Here is a 19243-nt window from a genome sequence, read left to right on the forward strand (position 1 = left end):
TGTGTCATCGGCGCAGCGCGTCCAGCAAACCCTGAGTCGATGCGTTCTTGGCCTCGCCCCCTTCGTCCCGCACCAGCGGTAGCAACGCATTGGCCAACTCCTTGCCCAGCTCGACGCCCCATTGGTCGAAAGAGTTAATGCCCCAAATTATGCCCTCGACAAAGACGCGATGCTCGTAGAGCGCGATTATCTGGCCAAGGGCGAAAGGCGTCAGCTTGGGGTAGGCCAGGGTGATCGATGGGCGGTTGCCGGGGAAGGTGCGATGCTGCGCCTGTCGGCGCGCTGCGTCCCCCTCGAACCCGGCGGCGCGCGCGATTTCAAGCGCGGCATCAAAGGACCGGCCTGTCATCAACGCCTCGGATTGCGCAAGGCAATTTGCTTTCAGAAGGTCGTGATGCGCCCCTAGCTCCGGCTCGTGCCCCTCCGCGGCGATCAGGAATTCGGCCGGGACGACCTGGGTGCCTTGGTGCAAAAGCTGGAAAAAGGCGTGCTGGCCGTTTGTACCCGCCTCCCCCCAGACGATCGGTCCCGTCCCGTGCGCTGCGACCTCGCCGCTGCGGGTGACGCGCTTGCCATTGCTCTCCATATCCAGCTGTTGAAGATAGGCCGGCAGGCGCGCAAGGCGCTGATCATAAGGCAGAACCGCGCGAGTGCCGTAACCACAGATATCGCGGTGCCAAATCCCGACCAACCCCATGAGCAATGGCATGTTTTCACGCGGCTCGGCTGTGCAGAAATGCGCATCCATCGCGGTGCCGCCATCCAGAAACTCGCGAAACCTTTCAGGCCCGATGGCAAGCATGATGGGCAGGCCGACAGGCCCCCAGAGCGAGTAGCGCCCGCCGACCCAATCGGCGAAGCCAAAAACGCGCGCCCCCGGAATACCCAGTTCTGCCGTCCGATCGAGCGCCGTAGAAACCGCGGCCAGATGCGACGTCGCACCATTCCCCAACGCACTGCGCAGCCAATGGATCGCGGTGCGCGCATTGGTCATCGTCTCGGTCGTGGTGAACGTCTTGGACGCGATGATGACAAGCGTCGTCGCCGGATCAAGGCCGCGCAATACATCCGTGATATGCGCCCCATCCACGTTCGACACGAAATGACAGCGCGGCCCGTCATGATAGGGCGCCAGTGCAGCTGTCGCCATCGCGGGGCCAAGATCCGAGCCGCCGATACCGATATTCACGACATCGCTAAAACGCCCGCCTTCAGCAGTTTTCAGCCCACCGGATCGCACCTCACGCGCGAAATCATTCATCTGGTCCAGCGTGTGCTGAATGGCAGGGCGTATATCCCCACCATCGACGACCAGCGGCTTGGTCTCGCGCGCGCGCAGGGCCGTGTGCAGCACTGCGCGGTCCTCGGTAAAGTTGATACGATCGCCGCGGAACATCGCCGCGCGCATACCGGCGACATCGGCCTCCTGCGCGAGAGCCAGAAGTAGATCCAGCGCGGCGGCGTCGATGCCTGTCTTCGAGACGTCCAGCAGCATTCCATCGGACCTGGCTGAGAACGTGTCAAAGCGATCCGGCGCCCGGAAAAGATCGGTGATAGATCTGCCGGCGGCCTCGGCATTGCGATGATTGATCCGCAACTTGCTCCAGACGTCGCTCACCTGAGACCTCGCGATAAGAAATCATTTCGGATTGTCGTGGCGACGTCCCGTTGTTGTGCCGCGAAATCAGGGCCGGCGCCCACCCTCCCGCCTCTCCGAATGATCGAAGCCATCATGCGATAGGTTTGCGCCGCAATGAGCAACCGCGCGCCTTCGCAGGAGGATGCTACAGCGACAAGGTCCGCGCCCGGCAGAGTGGCCTGGCAATGGCAAGTCGCAGTATTCGCTGCGTCAGGTCCGACAAGGCGGAGGCGCATCGACATTCTCCTCGGCAAGGGGCGCGGGGTATCGCGCGCACTCGAGTGGTGACCACAAAAACGGCGAACCGTTCTTTCATTTCCAATCCCGATGGTCCGCTGTCCGGCGTCTGCGGTCAAGGCGGCTGATACAGGGAACCTGCTCACTTCCACCCCGCGCAAGTCCTTGGGCATCTTTCGCGCAAGTCCCCGGTTTAACTCAGAAAGGGTGCTTGCTGCCTTAAGGATGATGAGAGGCGCACGCGGAAATTGACTGCGCGGACGTGGTTCGTCAAATGGCCCCGCAGCTTTCTCTGGCGGGAGCCGACAATTCTCGGTGGAACGCAGTCTTGTTCGGTCGCAACGTCTCCATTGAAGTATTAGTTACGCGCGCGGGATTTGAACGCTGTTTCTCGGAAATTTGCACAAGCCAGATCGAACGGTATTGCTCAGATCTTTGCGAGCGCACAGAGGCGCTGTGGTAAACCAAACGAATGCCTGATCGAGCGAACGAAGGCAAAAAATACCCCGATAACAGGGCGATTTTCACACGAACAGGCAATCACTGCTCAAGATTCCAAGGTCTGACTTGCCGGACGACCGTTGAAAGAAACCTGCATGATTGGTGATAGGTGCAGCAGCCCGCGTGCCACCCTTAGTAATCCCGACACCGATATGGGCGTAAATTTAGCGCGCACCCCGAGGTTCACGGCGAATTTGCCGCGTTCGAGGCATGCGATTGCAATTTCGGGTCCAAGGACACGCATCATCCGCTGGCCTAGGTCGCGCTTGATCTAAGCAAATCGCATTTTTATCTGCCAAGCCCAGAGGCCGCCTCAATGTCAGCCGTCGGCTGGCGGGCACGGAGCGAGTCCCCGCACGCACCGTCTTTTCACTCCTCGCGAAAGGCCCGCTGAAACTGGTCGAGCAGAGGGCGCGCAAAGTACGCCGCTGCCGTCTGCTCTTGGGTGGACAGGTAGATCTCGGCGGGCATGCCTGGCATCAGCGCCAGTCCATCCAGCCGGGCAAGCTCGTCTGCGGTAAGGAAGACGTGGCCTATGTAAAAGGGCTCGCCCGTCGCCGGGGACACTGTCGTCGCGGGAGAGATATGCGAGATGGTGCCGATGACTTCGGGCGTCGTTCGGTGATTGAACGATGAGAACCGGACACGGGCCGGTTGACCCAGATAGACTTGGTCGATCGCAGTTGTCGGAAGCTGCACTTCGATCCGCAGCTCGGCTGAGGACGGCACGATCGTCGCAAGGACCTCGGCAGGTGTGATGACGCCGCCTTCGGTAAAGACCGACAGCTCGTTTATGCGGCCCGATATGGGCGCGCGGATCTCGGTCCGCGACAGGCGGTCGCGCACGGCCGAGAGCCGGTCCGAAAGCTCGAGGATGCGGGTTTCGACTACGGCCAACTCGCGCTGCGCTTCGGTGCGGGCGACCTCGTCGATAGCTAGGATACGCATGCCAATCTCGCTGATGCGCGAGCGCGAGCGAGCGATGTTGGCGTCTATCTCGCCCAGCTTGCCGCGAAACTGGACCAGCTCGCGCTCGGCGTCCTCGACGCGTAGCGCTTCGACCAGACCCTTCTCGAAAAGGCCGGTGATGCGATTGAGGCTTTTTTCCACCAAAAGGGTCTCGTCAGCCAGCGCCTCGCGCTGCGCATTCAGCGCGACGATTTCCTCATCGACCTGCGCGATGCCAAGATCAAGCTGCTCGCGCTGGTTCGCGCGATTGGCGATGTTGCCCGCGTGGAGTCGCGTCTCACCTGCCACCAGCTCGGCGTGTTTCGGGTCTGTGCTCAGAAGGCGCGCAGGGAACTGGATATCCTTGGCGCCTTCGCGGTCAGCGACAAGGCGCGCCCGGCGGGCCTCGGCCTCGTCCAGCTGCGCCGAGAGGATCGAAAGCTCGGCACGCGACTGCGCGTCATCGAGCAAGAAAAGGACTTGGCCTGCGATCACCTCGTCGCCCTCGCGAACCGTGATCGTCTCGACGATTCCGCCGTCGCGATGCTGAACCTGCTTGAGGTTCTGGTCGACCTTGACCGTGCCCATGGCAATCACCGCACCGGTCAGATTGGCGGTGAAGGCCCAAGCGCCCACGCCGCCCAGAAGGGCGACCACGAGGGTTGCGCCAAGAAAGACCCGCCCGCCCAGCCGGTCATAGGCCCCGCTGCGCTTTGGCTTGTCGCTGGAATTCGCCGCTTTGCTCATTTCGAGGCTCCTTTTCCCTGTCCGCTCATGCGTGCTCGACCACGAAGAGGTGTTCCCCCTCCAGCATCAGTTCGAGATCGACCACCGTGTCGCGGTCGAAATCGACCTCGATCGTGGTGCGTCGGTAATCTTCAGTCCAATCGAAGTGAAAGCTCAGGCGTGGCTCGTCTGCGCCCGTGCCCTCAGCGTATTCCTCGAACCCGTCCTCGATCCGGTCCTCGAGCGATTTCTGGGCCTTGCGGATATGGTAGCGCGAGCTACCCTCGCCGATCCAGATATCGTCGTCGGAGCTGAAATCGGTAATCCGATAGATCGAATGGAGCACGTCGACGGTATCGCCTTGCACGAAATCGTAGCGGTTTTCGCCGCCATTTCCGGTCAGCGTGCCGCTGCCAGCACCCACATAAAATGTGTCGCCTTCGCGGCTGCCGACAAAATGCTCGAAATTCTCGAACTGATCCTCGCCAGTGCTTTCGCCATGCACGATCCCTTGGGTCAGATCGAAGATGACCGCCGAAGTTGCGGCCGAATAATCGAGCTGGTCATGGCCCTCGCCGCCGTCGAACACATCCGAGACGCAGTCGTCATCGGCAATCACCAGATCGTCGCCTGCACCGCCCGAGACGCTGTCGCTGCCCGCGCCGCCGCTCAGCACGTCGTTGCCGGCGCCCCCCTCCAGAAGGTCATCGCCGTCATCGCCCGAGATCACATCGTCCCCGTGGCCGCCGTCAAGGTGATCATTCCCAGCCTCGCCGAAGAGGATGTCCTCGCCGTCACCACCGAAAGCGGTGTCATCGCCTGTTCCGCCGTGGAGCACGTCATCTCCCGCGTCGCCGTGCAGCAGATCCGCATCCGCTCCGCCAGAAAGCATGTCATCCCCTTCGCCGCCAAGGAGCTGATCCTTGCCCGCCTCGCCAAGGATGACGTCATCGGCAAGGCCGCCGATCGCGGTGTCGTCGCCTTCGCCCATGTGGATCACGTCGTTCCCGGCGCCGCCATCGGCCATGTCATCGCCCGCGTCTCCGTAAATTTCATCGTCGCCATCGCCGCCGATGGCGATGTCATCGCCTTCGCCTGCGTGGATGATGTCCTGGCCGTCATCACCCCGGATCAGGTCGGCGCCACTGCCGCCAGACAGTAGATCGTCTCCGTCGCCACCCAGGGCCGTATCGTCGCCTTCACCCATGTGGATCACGTCATTTCCGGCGCCGCCGTCGGCCATGTCATCGCCCGCGTCTCCGTAAATTTCATCGTCGCCATCGCCGCCGAAGATCCGGTCGTCCCCGGCGCCGCCCGAAATCCAGTCATTGCCCGCGCCGCCGACGATCAGGTCATTGCCATTGCCTCCGAACAGGATGTCATCGCCATCTCCGCCTGAAATGTTGTCGTCGCCGTCGCGGCCAAAAATCCTGTCGCGGCCGGCAAGACCGGCCAGGTTATCGTCCCCCGCAAGCCCGTCGATCATGTCGCGACCATGCGTGCCGACCAGAAGATCATCCTCGTCCGATCCGATCAGGATATTCTCGACCACGTTGAGAAAGGCAGTTTGCGAGATTTCCAGGCTGCCATCCGAAACCGTGTAATCAATCCGCACTTCGCCCAGATAATCCGTATCGGCGATGTAGCGCATATCGTCGCCTCTTGGGCTCATCTCGCCCGAGCTGACCGCGTTTATCCGGACGGTCATCTCCGCGCCTTCCGGATCGGTGGTTTGTGACAGAAAGAACGACAGCGCAAACCCAACAGCGGCGCCGCTGCCGACATCGGCCAGATAGACCGGCCCGGTATTGCGCGGCGGGCGGTTTCGTTGAGCGTCCTCGGAAGGTGCGTCGGTCTCCTCGCCATTGTCTTCTGGTTCGGCGGTTTCCGTCGCCCCGCCGCCACTCGAAGATCCACCCGATCCGCCGCCCGAGGGCGGGGTCCCCGGAACGTATCCGTTGCCGTTGCTGCCGATACCTGTCGCGTCCGGGGCCCGGAAGGGCGGCAGCAAGGTATTGGCCGAATCCGCCTGGATGCCTGAAGTGACATAAAAGGTCTGAGCGGCGGTAAAAAAAAGCGAGTCGAAGGGACCGAGGACCGTGGGAAAGGGGGCGGCCTCGTCCGGCGCCGTATCCTCGTCAATCAGATCTGTGTCGGGGGCGACATCATCCTCGCCAGGCCCCAGATCGAACGAGGCCTTGCGGATCGAGCCGCCGCTTTCGCCGTCCCCGCCGGAGTTTGGGGTAGCCGCCGGCTCTAGCTCGGGCTCGGGTTCGGGCCAGAGGAAGGACCGGATATAGAGCCCCACCGCGATGAGCCCGACGAACCACGCAGAATAGCGCTTGCCCGAGTCGGGCTCGGTCTGTTGCAGGCCCAAGGGATCGCCCGCATCGGGCGCAGGGGCGCTGTTTGTGCGCGTGCCTTTGACATCGATCATGGTCGTCCCCCCTGTGCCACACTGCGCTTGGCGCCCGATTTCGCTGTGGCCCCGGCTTCGGGCGCGGCTGAATTGACCGCCACGTTATTGGCGGGGGCTGCTTTGGGCTGCGCCTTGGCATCGGCAAGGCGGCGTGGATTGAGGATCTCCTCGCGCGGGCCAAAGGCCGTCAGCTTGCCATCCTGGATCACGCCGATCAGATCGCAGCTTTGGAGTGCGGAAGGGCGATGCGCGATCAGAACAACGATGCCGCCCCGGCTCTTGACGCCCTCGATAGCCGCTGTCAGCGCCGCCTCGCCCTCGGGATCGAGATGTGCGTTCGGCTCGTCCAGCACCACGAGGAACGGGTTGCCGTAGAGCGCCCGCGCCAGTCCCAGCCGCTGGCGCTGGCCACCCGACACGGAGGTGCCCATCGGACCCAGATGCGTGCGGTAGCCATCGGGCAGGCGCACGATCATCTCATGGACCATCGCGGCGCGCGCGGCCTCGACGATGTCTTCGGGATTTGGATCCTCGGCGAGACGGGCGATGTTCTCCTCGACAGTGGCGTCGAGCAGGGCGACATCCTGCGGCATGTAGCCGATATGAACGCCCCGGGCGTCATCCGCCCATTGACGCATTTCGGCGCCATCCATACGCACCGCGCCGCGCAAGGTGGGCCAGATCCCGGTCAGGGCGCGCGCGAGGGTGGTCTTACCTCCGCCGCTGGGCCCGATGATGCCGACGGCCTGGCCTGCCTGGGCGCGGAAGGTGATATCGCTCAGCAGCACGCGGCCCGTGGCCGGTGCCGAAATCGTCATCCCCTCGACCGACAGGAAAGACTTGGGCGCCGGAAGGCGCATCGGGCGCGGCTGGTTCTCCATCACCTCGACGGTGTTGCGCAGACGCTTCCACGCCGCGCGGGCGGCCTCCATGTTCTTGGCGTTGCCGATCGCCATGTCGATCGGCGCCATGGCGCGCGCCGAGGCGATGGTGGCCGCGATGATCGCACCCGCCGAAAGCTGACCGATGATCGTCAAATAAGCCGCAAGGCCAAGGATTGCCGATTGCAGCAGCATGCGCAGTACGCGCGAAATGGCACTGTAGGTCCCCGAGATATCGCTGGTGCGCGTTTGCAGCTCGAGATGCTTGTCGTTGAGCGCGGTGAAACGCGCGACGGCGCGCGAGGCGAAGCCCATCGCCTTCAGCACCTCGGCATTGCGCGCGTTGCTATCGGCGATGGCATTGCGCTCGATGGTCGAAGCCATCGTCGCGCTGCTCCAGTTACGGGTGCGCCATTCGGTGATGATGGCGAGGGTCGTCAGGGTAAAGGCACCGGCGATGGTGAGCGCGCCAAGGGTCGGATGGAGGAAATAGACAAACGCGAGAAAGATCGGCATCCAGGGCAGATCGAAGATCGCAATGGGCCCTTGCGAGCCGCAAAAGGTCCGCAGGGTGTCCACGTCGCGCCCGCGCTCAAGTGCCTCGGAGGTCGAGTAGCCAAGGCGCGGCATGTCGACCACCAGCTGATGTGCCACCGGCGCAAGCCGCCGATCTAGGCGCGCGCCCACCCGCACCAGGATCTGGGTGCGGATGATGTCGAAAACACCCTGAAACATGTAAAGTCCGATCGCCAGAACCGAGATTGCGGCCAGTGTCGGAATGCTGCCGCTGACCAGCGCCCGGTCGTAGATCTGCAACATGTAAAATGATCCCGTCAGGGCGAGGATGTTGATCACCCCCGACAGAAGCAGAAGGAACACAGCCAGCCCCTTGATCCCCCCAAGGATCTTGACCGCTGCGCTGCCTTGTTTTTTTGCTGAATGTCCCATTCCCGTCTCCCGCACGCTTTTTTATTCTGATCTGGCAGGTGTGTCCGGGCCGGTATCGTGGTGGTCCGGCCCGGACCTTTGGTTTAACGCGAGGTTCAGAACTGGAAGTCGTCCTGCGTCAGGTCGTGGCGTCCGCGGATCGCGAGGGTGAAGTCGGGCGCGGCAGCATCGTTCACCGTGCCTTGGATCAACGTCATGTCACCATCTGCCCCGGTCTGGTGCGTGACCATCAGTTGGCCGCTACCCGAGAAGGCATCCGAAACCAGCGTGAAGCTGCCATTGCCGGCACCCGCCCCGTTGGCGTCGATCTGAGACAGGTCGATCTTGTCGCCCGGCTGGAACGATCCGATGGTGTCTCCGTCGGCATCTTGCGCCGAGAGGAAGCGGTAGGTGTCGTTACCGGCGCCGCCATCCATCTCGTTCTGCGCGCTGCTGGCGGTGATCATGTCATCCCCCGCGCCGCCGATGAAGTTCTCGACGCTCCACAGAACATCGGTGCCGGAGGCGGCACTTGATGCCTGGCCACGCCCGCCGGAGCCTGTGCCCAGATCGACGGTGATGTCCTCGATGATCCGGGACATGTCGAGCGTGTCGTTGCCCATGCCGCCCCCGATATCGTCGCCGTAGTAGACATCATTGCCGTCCCCTGCGGTGGCTGCGAACACGTCGTCGCCCGCACCACCCGAGACCAAATCGTCTCCGGCGCCCCCTTCGATGAAGTCGTCGCCGCCTTCGCCGAAGAGCCTGTCGTTGCCGCCATCGCCGAAGACCATGTCGCGGCCCGCTCCGGCGAGGACGTTGTCGTCGCCGTCTCCGCCGAAGATCATGTCACGGCCCGCCAATCCGAGGATGTTGTCGGATGCGTCGGTGCCGAAGAGAGCGTCGGCTGCGGCGGTGCCGAGGATCGCGCCCCCAGCTGCCAGCGGCGGCGGTGTGGTTGGGTTGCCGCCAGTATCGCCGCCGGTGTCACCACCGGTGTCACCACCGGTATCCCCGCCGGTATCTCCGCCAGTGTCACCACCGGTGTCACCGCCATGGTCGTCTGCGCCGTCATCAGCTCCGGCATCGTCGTCATCGCCCGCGCCGTTGTCGTCCCCATTCTCCTCGGCAACCTCATCGGTCGCGTCAAAGATATCCGCATCCAGATCGGTGAGGCTCGTTGTACGGGCAACGATCTCGGCGAATGTCGTGTCCTCGCCGAAGTTCTCGTAGAAGTCGAAGTTCTCGAACCGGTCGAGATAGTAGAACCGGTCGCCCTCTTGCAGGCGGTCAAGCTGTTCGTGCAGCACGACCCAGAAGGTCTGGCCGACCATGCCGCCATTGATGTGCTTTTCACCAAGGCCGCCGACCCAGACATCGACACGGTCGATGCCTTTAACGATCATCGCCCCATCCGCACCCGGCACCAATGTGATGTCGGGATTGGCCGCAACGAAGGCGTCGATCTTTTCCTGCGTGTCGAGGATCAGGTCAGGATAGGCCGCCATCAGCTGCGCCATCAATTCGGCGCTGACATCGTTGCGGGCCTGATAATCCTCCCAGCTTGTGTAGGGCGACAGATCACCGGCCAGGGCCACCGCCTGTGCCACGTAGGGATTGGTCGAGGCGGCAAGTCCTGCGCGGATCTGGTTCATGGTGCCGAGGCCCACATCCCAGCTGCGCGCCACGTTGAAGGCGAAGAGATCCGCGTTGATGCGCACCAGATCCGACCGGACCGCATCGACCACCTTGAGGTCGACCTCCTCGGCCTGCTGAACCGCGGTGCCGCCGATGATCGAGGCGACGCCGTGCTGGGCATAGCCAGGCGCAGGCACATAGCCCTGCGGCAGCGGCCCGGTAAAGACGTCCGGATCGTTGGTCGGGTTGAGGAAGGCATCAAAGAGCGGCACCTCCATCATCGTGCCATTCGGCCCTTTCACCTGCATCGTCTCGCCGATCAGCGAATGGCCAAAGCGGTAGGCCGCTGCCGCGAATTCATGGCTGATGCTGGCATCTGCGTCCGGGTTGTAGCCATCCCAGCCGTGATCGTCGAAATCGCCATCCGGGCTGCGCAGCCCGCCCAGCAGCTTGTCCGCAAACTCTTGGAAGACAACGCGCTGATAATCGCTCTCGTTCAGCATCTTGGCGGCCTGGAACACCTCCTCGGCGCTGCCCTCATAGCCCTGGGCCAAGAGATTTTCGACGTGGAAGTTGTGGTTGCGCGCCCAGACGGTGTGAACCGCAGTCAGGGCAAAGTTCTCGTTCGCGCGGCCGTCGCCGGCAACCCGGTGATCGAGCAGGTCGATATACCGGTTGGTATCCAGCAGAAGCGGCTGACCCGACCCGAGGAAATCCCCGGCGAGAGCGGCCACCATATCCCCGTCGATCTCGCCTGTGGCGTCATCGACAAGGCCCGGCATCAGGTCTTGCAGTGTGCCCATGCCGCCCAGCAGGCCGTCATCCACAAAGACGGTCTCGGCCTCCCAGTGATGCATGATCAGTTCGCGCAACGTCGGCAGGAGGGAGAAGGCAGGATCAGACGGATCCGCCTCGCCGCCCAGAAGGCGCATGCCCGAGCCGTTGGCCCCATCGCTTTCGCGCAGGAACTGGCCGACCAGCTCATTGCTGCCATAGGCCTGGTTCTGATCCACGAAGGGCGACGTCATGTTGCGGTGTTGCGGAATTCCGTCCGCATCCACATAGGCCACCTCGCCGCGCGTCAGATCGGTAGGATTGTCGGAGGTCGGGCTGCGTTCCGCACCGGGACCGCCGATATCGATCGTCCCGAAGGCCGGGCTTTTCGGCAGGAAGTCTAGGCCGTGATCGAAATACTGACCGAAGGCCATGAAGAGCGTGCTTGCGTTCATGGCGTTCTTGGCCACCGTCTCGTCCTGCGCGCCCAGCGTGTTCGAAAGGGTGCGCGGATCCAGCCCGTCGAAGATCGGGTTCACCTTGCGGTTGCCATTCTCGTCGGCCTCGCCATAGCGTGCCTCGGTCAGGCGGATGAAGGGCTGATCGGCCGTGCCGTAGAGCGGACTGGCCTCGTTATTGCCCTCGCCGCTAAGCGTACGCACACCGGCCGCACCCTCGGTGTCGTCGTCGCCCTCGAAGGCGGGACGGCCATTCACCAGGTTCTTGAGCCCGGCAATGTCGCTGGCGCTGAGGCTGAAGGCCCCCGTCGGGACATCGTCGTCGAGGATGGCCGGCATTCCGCTGCTGCCATCGAAGGTGACGCTGGCGCCGCCGCGGCTGACCGTGACCATCCCGTTGGCGCCGTTGGTGACGACAGGATCGCCCTGCCCCGGCAAATCAATTACATCCTGCGGGCGCAAAGTGCCCACGATTGTGTCATTGCCGCCCTCGCCGCGGAACACGATCCGGTGCGCCGATGTAAGAGCCGAGATATCGACCGTATCGTCCCCCGAGGTGCCATTGATGGTGATCGTGCTGAAGTTCAGGCTGGTCGGGGTGAAGTCGCCGACGATGTTCACCGTGTCGCCGCCGACCGGGCCGCCATTGGGCGTTCCGTTTCCATCGTTGGCAGAGACAGCGAGCGTGTCGACGATGATCTCCTCGATGTTGTCCAGCTCGGCCACGATCGTTGTGGTCGTGCCGACGGTCCGCGTGATCACAATCTCGGTCGTCCCCTGGATGACTGTCCCAAGGCTTGCTGCAAGGCCGGCATTCTGCCCGCCGGACATGGCGTAGATCGTGAAGCTTTCGGCCTCTGCGGTGCCCTCCAGCCGATAGGTGTCGGTCCCCGCACCGCCATCCACCATGTCACGACCGTCAGTCGAGCCCTGGATGATGGTGTCGGTCCCGCCGCCGGCAATGATAAGGTCGTTATCCGCACCGCCGTTCAAGACGTCATTGCCACCGCCGCCGTCAAGCTGGTCAAATCCGGTGCCGCCGTTCAGCACGTCGTTGCCGCCCTGACCGCTCAGGATATCGTCTCCCCCGTTGCCGTTCAGCGTGTCGTTGCCGCCAAGGAAACCGAAGAAGGGGCTGACACCCGTGAGCACATCATTGCCAGGGCCGCCGTTGAGCGTGTTGTTGACGAATGCCGAGCCGTTCAGGGTCACACCGGTATTCTCTGTAACCGCCAGCGTCGGCTCGGAGATGACCGTCTCCAATGTGCCACCGCCATCGACGAAACTGACTTCGACCCGCAGCTGTCGGCCGATTTCGCTGATGTCGCCAAAAAGCTGCTGGATGATGTTGGGGTCGTTCGGAGTGAAGGTGGCATCATTGGCGCCCGGAATATCGGTCCAGACCGCACCGTCGAGATACTGCCACTGGTAGTTGAACGTCCCCAGACCGTTCGCATCGGCGATACCGCTGGTGTCGACGGTCAGAAGCTGACCTTCGACCGGCGAGACCTGCCCGTTCGTCGGGGTAGGATCGTTGATCACCGGCACGCCTGTCGCAGGCTGAGGCGCAAAGATGTCCCCATCCGCAAAGCGCAGCACCTCGATATTGTGCAGAGTGTCGAGCCCGTCATCGATCAGGATGTCAGGGTTGGTGCCAAAGCCGGTATGCTCGACCTGCAGCACCCCGTTGCCAAGATCGGTGATCGTGTACTGGTCGCGGTTGTCGTTGAAGACTGCGACATCGACATCGTCCCCCATCCCCGCATCGAGAATTTCGCGCTGGATATGCATCTGGCCGGGCACGATCTCGCGGGCAATCAAGAGCTCGAAGAGGCTCTTGCCCACCCAGGCGGGATCAACGCCGTCGGCTTCGCTGAAGATATGCTTGAGCGTCGTGACCGTAGCGATCTCATTGTCAGCGCTGTTCTCTGCATTCGCATCGTTCGTGATGCGGATGCGCACATTCAGCCAGCGGTCGCCGTCGATGATGTCGTCGCCGCCATTGCCGGTGATCAGATCCGATCCGCCACCGCCCAGGATGATGTTGCCGCTCTCCCAGAACTCATCACCGTCGACGATCGACACCAGATCGGCCAGACCGTCGATCCGGTCGATGCCGGCCTGGTCCAGACCGTCATTGGCGAACTCGGCCTCTGCGCCCTCGCCCGTGCCGGGGGCCACGCGGTCATCGCCGATCAGGGTATCGTTCTTGTCCCAGCCCGACAGCGCCTCGACCTTGTCGAACCGGTTGCGCAGAATGTCCTGCTCGTCGGTCGTGAAGATCTTGATGCGCATATCGGCATAGGCGTCGTTCTGCATGCCCTGGAAGGATACCCAGTCAAAGCCGAACATGCCCTCGTTGCGCATGACGCTGGCGCCCTGGACCATGATGTCGTCGCCGGATTCCGCGTCGAAATCATGCTCGTCCGAGCCAGCGAACATCACGTCGTGGCCTTTGATCTTGCTGTTGAAGAACAGCTCGGAATTGTCGCCTGCCGTGGTGTCAAAGCCCGGCCCGGCCTCCATCCAGTCGTTGCCTTCGTTGCCCATCAGGAAGTCGGCGCCATCGCCGCCGAGGATGAAGTCATCCCCCTCGCCGCCGAACACGTCCGAGGCATCTGCGCCGAGAAACACGACGTCCTTGCCGCCGCCGCCCATCACGACGTCAAAGCCGTTCGCGGTCGAGATCACGTCGTCGCCGTCCTCGCCCTTGAGGAAGTCGCCCTCGTCGCCGGCATCGAGAATGATGTCGTTGCCGCCGCCGCCATTGACCAGATCGACGCCGTAGCCGGATTCGATGTAATCGTCGCCGTCGTCGCCCCAGATGCCGTCGTCACCGTCGCTGGTGATGATCGTATCGTTGCCGCTGGTGCCGCCGACGACCACATGCTCGCCTCCGGAGAAGCGCAGGTAGTTGGTCTCGACTTCGCTGGTGGTCGGATCGTCGCGGACGACCTTGCCCATGCCCAGCGCCTCGAGCACCGGATCGTTGCCGACCGGATCGTCGATCAGCTGGTTGGCCTGATTGATCTCAAGCACATAGTCGTAAAGCGCGAAGCTGTCGACGCCGATATGATGGGTGATGATATCGTCGGACGTGCCCCGGATGCCGTCCGGACCGGGGTCCGAAAGGCTGGTATTGGCCAGCAGCATCTTGGAGAAGGAGTTCTCCTCAAGCTCGTTCAGGAAGTTCTGACCCTGAGTCCGGCTGAGGTAATAGAACCGGTCGCCATCCTGCAGCGCCTCCATCTGCGCCTCGAAGATCGCCGTGAAGGTCGAGCCCAGCATACCGCCGAAGGGCATGATCCGCTCGGCCAGACCGCCAACCCAGAGGTCAATCGAATTCAGACCGTTCGAGTCCGCATCCCACGTTCCGCGGCCAAGAAGGAAGTCGAAACGCTCCTGATCCGAGACCTCGCCACCGCCAAAGACCAGATCGAACGCTGCGTCCCGCTTGCCGGCCAGCGTGTCCTCGGCAAGGATGCTGGCATGGGTACCATAGGCCGCAATGAGGTTGACCACGGTCATCGGCGTCTTGAGGCTGGAGGCCAGCTCGACCCAATTGTCATAGGGCTTCAGCCATGCCGAGCCGGTCTGTTGAAAGAGCTGTGCGCGCGTATCGTTGAAGGTGGGAATGCCGGTTTCGCGGCCCCGCGCAATGTTGATCGCGGCAAGGTCCAGCGGCAGGCCCAGCAGGTTGTTGCGCAGGGATGAGACGACGAATTCGTCGATCTGGCTGCCCCGCTCGGTGGTCATGCCAAGGATCACGGCGGCAGATGCCTCATCCGCCGTCATAGCGCCGTCATTGTCGAAAGCGATTGGATTGAGGAAGGCGGCAATGAGACCCATGTTATCGGTGGTCACTTCACCAGCGCTGTCGACCATGACGCGCGGCATGTTGTCGGTCAGCATCGAGTGGCCAAAGCGGTAAACCACGTTGGCGAACTCGGCAAAGATCGACGCGTCGATATCGGTCACCGCGTTGAAGACGAACGGGTCAATGTTCGGGTGGATCTTGCGCCCGAACTCCTCAAAGACGAGGTGCTGATACTGCATCTCGGTCGCAAAGCGGCCGGCCTGGAACAGGCGCTCGCCATCCCAATTGAGGCCCGCCGGATCGGTGGGAACCTCGGTCACATCGTCGATCAGCCATTCATTGATGAAGTCGAGATCGCCGGACTCGAGAATGATGGATTTATGCGACTCCACCTGCCTGTTGTGCTCGGAGTGGAAGATATGGTGGACGGCGGTCAGGCCGATATTCTCGTTGCCGCGCCCATCGCCCGTCACGAAATGCCGGTCAAGCATCTCGTTATCGTATTTTCCAGCGACACTGACGCTGTCCGACAGGCCCACGGCAGCATCGTCATCGGCGGCCTTGAGCCCGCCGCTCTGACCGTCAAAGGGATTGGCGGCGTTGGCGATATCGTCGAGGAAGGCGTGGCCGATGCGCACTGCGCCTGCCGTGAACGTGTTGACCGGCGCGGCCAGATCGCCCTCGACCACATCATCGTCCGCAGTGTTGGGAATGCCATCGGCGCCAAGGCCAACGACGATCTGCGGCAGGCCGTTCGGGCCGGCGATGAATTGACCGTATTGATCCGTGCGCAGCAGCGGAATATTGAGGACATCCCCGTCGGTCAGCTCGATCCCCAGCATGTCGCGCGCTTGTGCCTTGATCTCGGCCCAGGTGGGCAGGCCGCCATTGGCGCCGTCCAGCAGGTGCCCGGTCGAGACCGGATTGCCGCTGGCATCGAAAGCATATTCGCGCAGGAAGACCTGATGCGAGGCATGCGATGTGTAGGTCTGGTTCTGGTCGACGAAGGGCGTCGTCGTGTTCTCGCCTTCGTGCTGGGTGTCGTCCGCCGTGCCCAGAATGCCGTCCGGTCCCGGCCCCTCGACGGGGGTCGAGCGGGTGACGGCCATGAAGCGCAGATGGGTTGAAAGGTCGTCGCCAAGGGCTTGGCCCGTCACCGGGTCAATGCCGTCGTTGATTCCATTGGGCCCCATGACAAGTGGATCGTCGGGCTGGAGCGGGATGTAGACCGTGCCGTTATCGCCCTTGGTGATCAGGTCGAGGCCATGGTCAAAGAATTGACCAAAGAAGGTCATCCACGCATTGAAGGGCGCGGAGATACCATCATCGGGCGCGATGTTCGGCAGGGACGCCATGTCGATATTGTCGATCTCGATCTTGTTGCCGTCGGTCGCGCTGAGCGAGACATTGTCGACCAACACCTGCGAGCCGCCGCTCTGCTGCACCTCGATGCGCAGCGTCTGGCCGGCAAGGCCCGCCGGAACGGGGCCTGTGGCCAGCGAGACATCGGCCCAGCCGCCATCGGCAGGCTCGGGCAGGGCAACCGTCGACAGAACGGTGGTCACACCGCCCGCACCGACCGCGACGAGGCGCGCGGTGCCACCGGTCCAGGCCTGATCGCTCCGGTCACCGACGCTGAGGCTGAGATTGTAGCTGGCGCCCGCCGTGATCGTGCCGTTGTCCTGCGCAAGCGTTGCGCCGCCGGTCAGCCAAGCGACATTGGGGCCGGGATGGCCAGCAGGGTCGGTGACTGTCGCTGCGGGCGCAAAGACGCCGCCGATACCGCCCGAGACGGTCCAGCCGGTGGGCGCGTCCAGAGTATAGTTGCCCAGCGCGCTCGATACGACGCCCGGCGCGCCATCTGCCATCGACTGCGCTTCAAAGCTGGCATTCGCAATCGCTTGGGCGACTAGGCCTTCGCCGGGCCGCACGGGGATCGCGTCCTCGCCATAACGTGCATGGAAGGCGGCAAGCGCCGCATCGCTGGCGAACCACGCCTCGACGGCTGCCGGGTTGGCGATACTCTGGTCATTGACGAGGTTCGAGATGATGCGCGGGTCGGCATCGGCCACGTTGCCGGTATGCCCGCCATTGACCGAAGGGTCCGAAGGCGCGCCGATGACGCCGTAATCTGTGTTTGTCACAGCCGGTCCGCCCGGCGGTCCGAACGGCATCGTATCGCCATCGGCATCATTGCGGAAATTGGGATCTAGCATACGGGGCATCGGCGTATCCGCCGCACCCCATTTTTCTTGGCCAGGGATGAGGTTGTTGTAGGTGCCGTCTACGGTGCGCAGACCATTTGGCACCAGCGGACTGGAGATCGCCAGAACCGCGCCCGGCGTGCCCTCGGGCACGACATTGCCATCAGCATCGACGTAAATCTCGGTTAAGGGCGTTCCGCTTGCGTGCGCTTCACTGATCTTGACCTGACGCAAGATGAACTCGAGGTCCGCAACGTTGAGTTTAACAGCCATGACATATCTCCCCAGATGACCCAAAGCAGCAAAGCTCGGGCGCAGTTTTGAATTAAAATTATGATTTTTAGTTGCCCCCGATCCCCGCGGCAGCGCGGGAAGTGGTTGGGGTCAACATTGTCCCAAGTATTGCACCCATTTTCCCACCACCGCGTATCTGGCGCCACGGGCATAGGTCGTGTGTGTGGCCTGCACCAAAGTCAGGGAGGAATTTCGACCATTGGTCCCTGCCGAGATCAGACCATGGTCTGATGCGGCCCCGCCGATCTACTGCGCGTTTGCATTAATATTTGTTAAAAAGTCTTAAGATTGGTTAGGGTCGCCTTAAGTTGACGCAAGGTCAGACCGACCCAGCAGATCAACCTATGGGTTAGCGGTTGGACCGGGAGTCGAAATGGATCCGAACGAGAAGAGCTCCGCAACCGAATCGGGCGATTCGCGAATCGTGCGGCCCAGACGGTTCGTGGTACGCCCCAGCCCTCTCGCCGCCGTCTTCACCTGCGCCGTTATTATCGTGATGCTCGGCCTCGGGTTTTTCATCATAGACAAATACCGCTCACTTCAGCTGCAATCTCACGGCAAAGTGGGAAGCGTCTATGTGGACAACCTGCTGGCCCCCTACGCGCTATCGCTCAAGAATGGCGTGCCCGAGACAACATCGGGCATCAACCATGTGTTTCGCAGCCTCAATCAGGAGAATTCACGGCTCGTTCTGCGCATCTGGCAGTTGGATGGCACCTTGTCATTCTCGACATTTCCCAATGACAACGCAGATCATCACGATGCCGAAGATCTGGCTACGGCCCTGAACGGAAATTTCGTGGTCAAGCTGGAGACAGAAGGCGCTGTCGATCCCGATCTTCCGATAGCGTACCCTTTTTTCGAGGTCTACGCGCCAATTCACGACCCCTACACCGGTGAGATGGTGGCGATCGGAGAGCTCTACGAGAGCGCAGAGGAGATCCTGCGCGATCGTACGATGGTAGAGATGACGATTTGGGCGGCGCTCGGCCTTGCGACGATGGGCGTATTGGCGATGCTTGCCCTCAGCTTCAGCCAGAGCGCGCAGCTGCAGGACCGCCTGGAAGCAGAGCGCAAGATGACCGACCTGAACGAACGGCTGCGCCGAGAGGCGGATCAGGCGCGCTTGGATGCGGCGCAGGCAAATGAACAGGTGCTGAACCTTATAGGGGCCGAATTGCACGATGGGCCCGTGCAACTGCTTGGGCTGATTTCACTAATGGAAAGCCGCGAGGAGGCGCCTAAACTTGCTGATGGAACGAGCGTTCGAGAATTGACCGACCGGGTCATGACCGAACTGCGCGCGATGTCGGCCGGCCTGATCTTGCCGGAACTGGACGGGCTGGATGCGGCAGCCGTTGTCACACTTGCCGTCAAACGCCATCAGGCACTGACTGGGGAGCCTGTCGATCTGGATATGAAGATGCCGGATCTTGCGCTCGATGCGCCGCGCAAGGTATGCCTCTATCGGGTGGTACAGGAGGGGCTGACAAATGCCACGCGCCATGGCGGTGGAACGGTGCCGAAGGTAAGTATCGAGCCGGGCGAAAGCCATCTGGACATTGTCATCCACAGCGGCCCGTCGAGCGAAGCGGGTGCCGCCCCCAACACCTCCACTTGGAAATTGGGGCTGCACGGCATGCGCCGCCGCCTCGAGGCATTTGGTGGCCAGCTTCTGCTCCAAAATGAAGCGGACGAAACCAACTTGCGCGTCAGGTTGCCTATAGACTTAGCCTGAAAAAAGTCCCCGTAATCTTATTCAGAGGTAAAGCGGTATTGG

6 protein-coding genes are annotated in these 19243 nt (G+C 62.4%); 1 reads left to right on the top strand and 5 read right to left on the bottom strand.

Annotated elements, in window-relative coordinates; genetic code table 11:
* Positions 1-4: 4 nt before the first annotated feature.
* From pgi to BW975_RS16655, 5 genes are all read right to left on the bottom strand, one after another.
* Positions 5-1618, bottom strand: coding sequence for a glucose-6-phosphate isomerase (gene pgi / locus BW975_RS16635; RefSeq protein ID WP_076535475.1), 1614 nt, complete (start codon positions 1616-1618; stop codon positions 5-7).
* A 1128-nt stretch (positions 1619-2746) separates the two neighbouring features.
* On the bottom strand, positions 2747-4072 hold the full coding sequence (locus BW975_RS16640; protein ID WP_076535476.1) for an HlyD family type I secretion periplasmic adaptor subunit: 1326 nt from the start codon (positions 4070-4072) through the stop codon (positions 2747-2749).
* 25 nt (positions 4073-4097) lie between these two features.
* Positions 4098-6488 (bottom strand): calcium-binding protein, encoded by a 2391-nt coding sequence (locus BW975_RS16645; protein ID WP_076535477.1) that lies wholly within the window; start codon positions 6486-6488, stop codon positions 4098-4100.
* Positions 6485-8299 carry a type I secretion system permease/ATPase gene (locus BW975_RS16650; RefSeq protein ID WP_083687168.1) on the bottom strand — a complete coding sequence of 605 codons (1815 nt, stop codon included), beginning with the start codon at positions 8297-8299 and terminating at the stop codon, positions 6485-6487. The genes BW975_RS16645 and BW975_RS16650 overlap by 4 nt, the downstream gene beginning before the upstream one ends.
* Positions 8300-8394: 95 nt before the next feature.
* Entirely contained in the window at positions 8395-17442 is a 9048-nt protein-coding gene (locus tag BW975_RS16655) for a peroxidase family protein (RefSeq protein WP_076535478.1), read from the bottom strand.
* A gap of 394 nt (positions 17443-17836) precedes the next feature.
* On the opposite strand from BW975_RS16655, the gene BW975_RS16660 reads away from it, so the two are divergent.
* Positions 17837-19201, top strand: coding sequence for a sensor histidine kinase (locus BW975_RS16660; protein WP_076535479.1), 1365 nt, complete (start codon positions 17837-17839; stop codon positions 19199-19201).
* Positions 19202-19243: the final 42 nt, after the last annotated feature.

The organism is Roseovarius nanhaiticus (assembly GCF_900156535.1).
Classification (GTDB): Bacteria; Pseudomonadota; Alphaproteobacteria; order Rhodobacterales; family Rhodobacteraceae; genus Roseovarius; species Roseovarius nanhaiticus.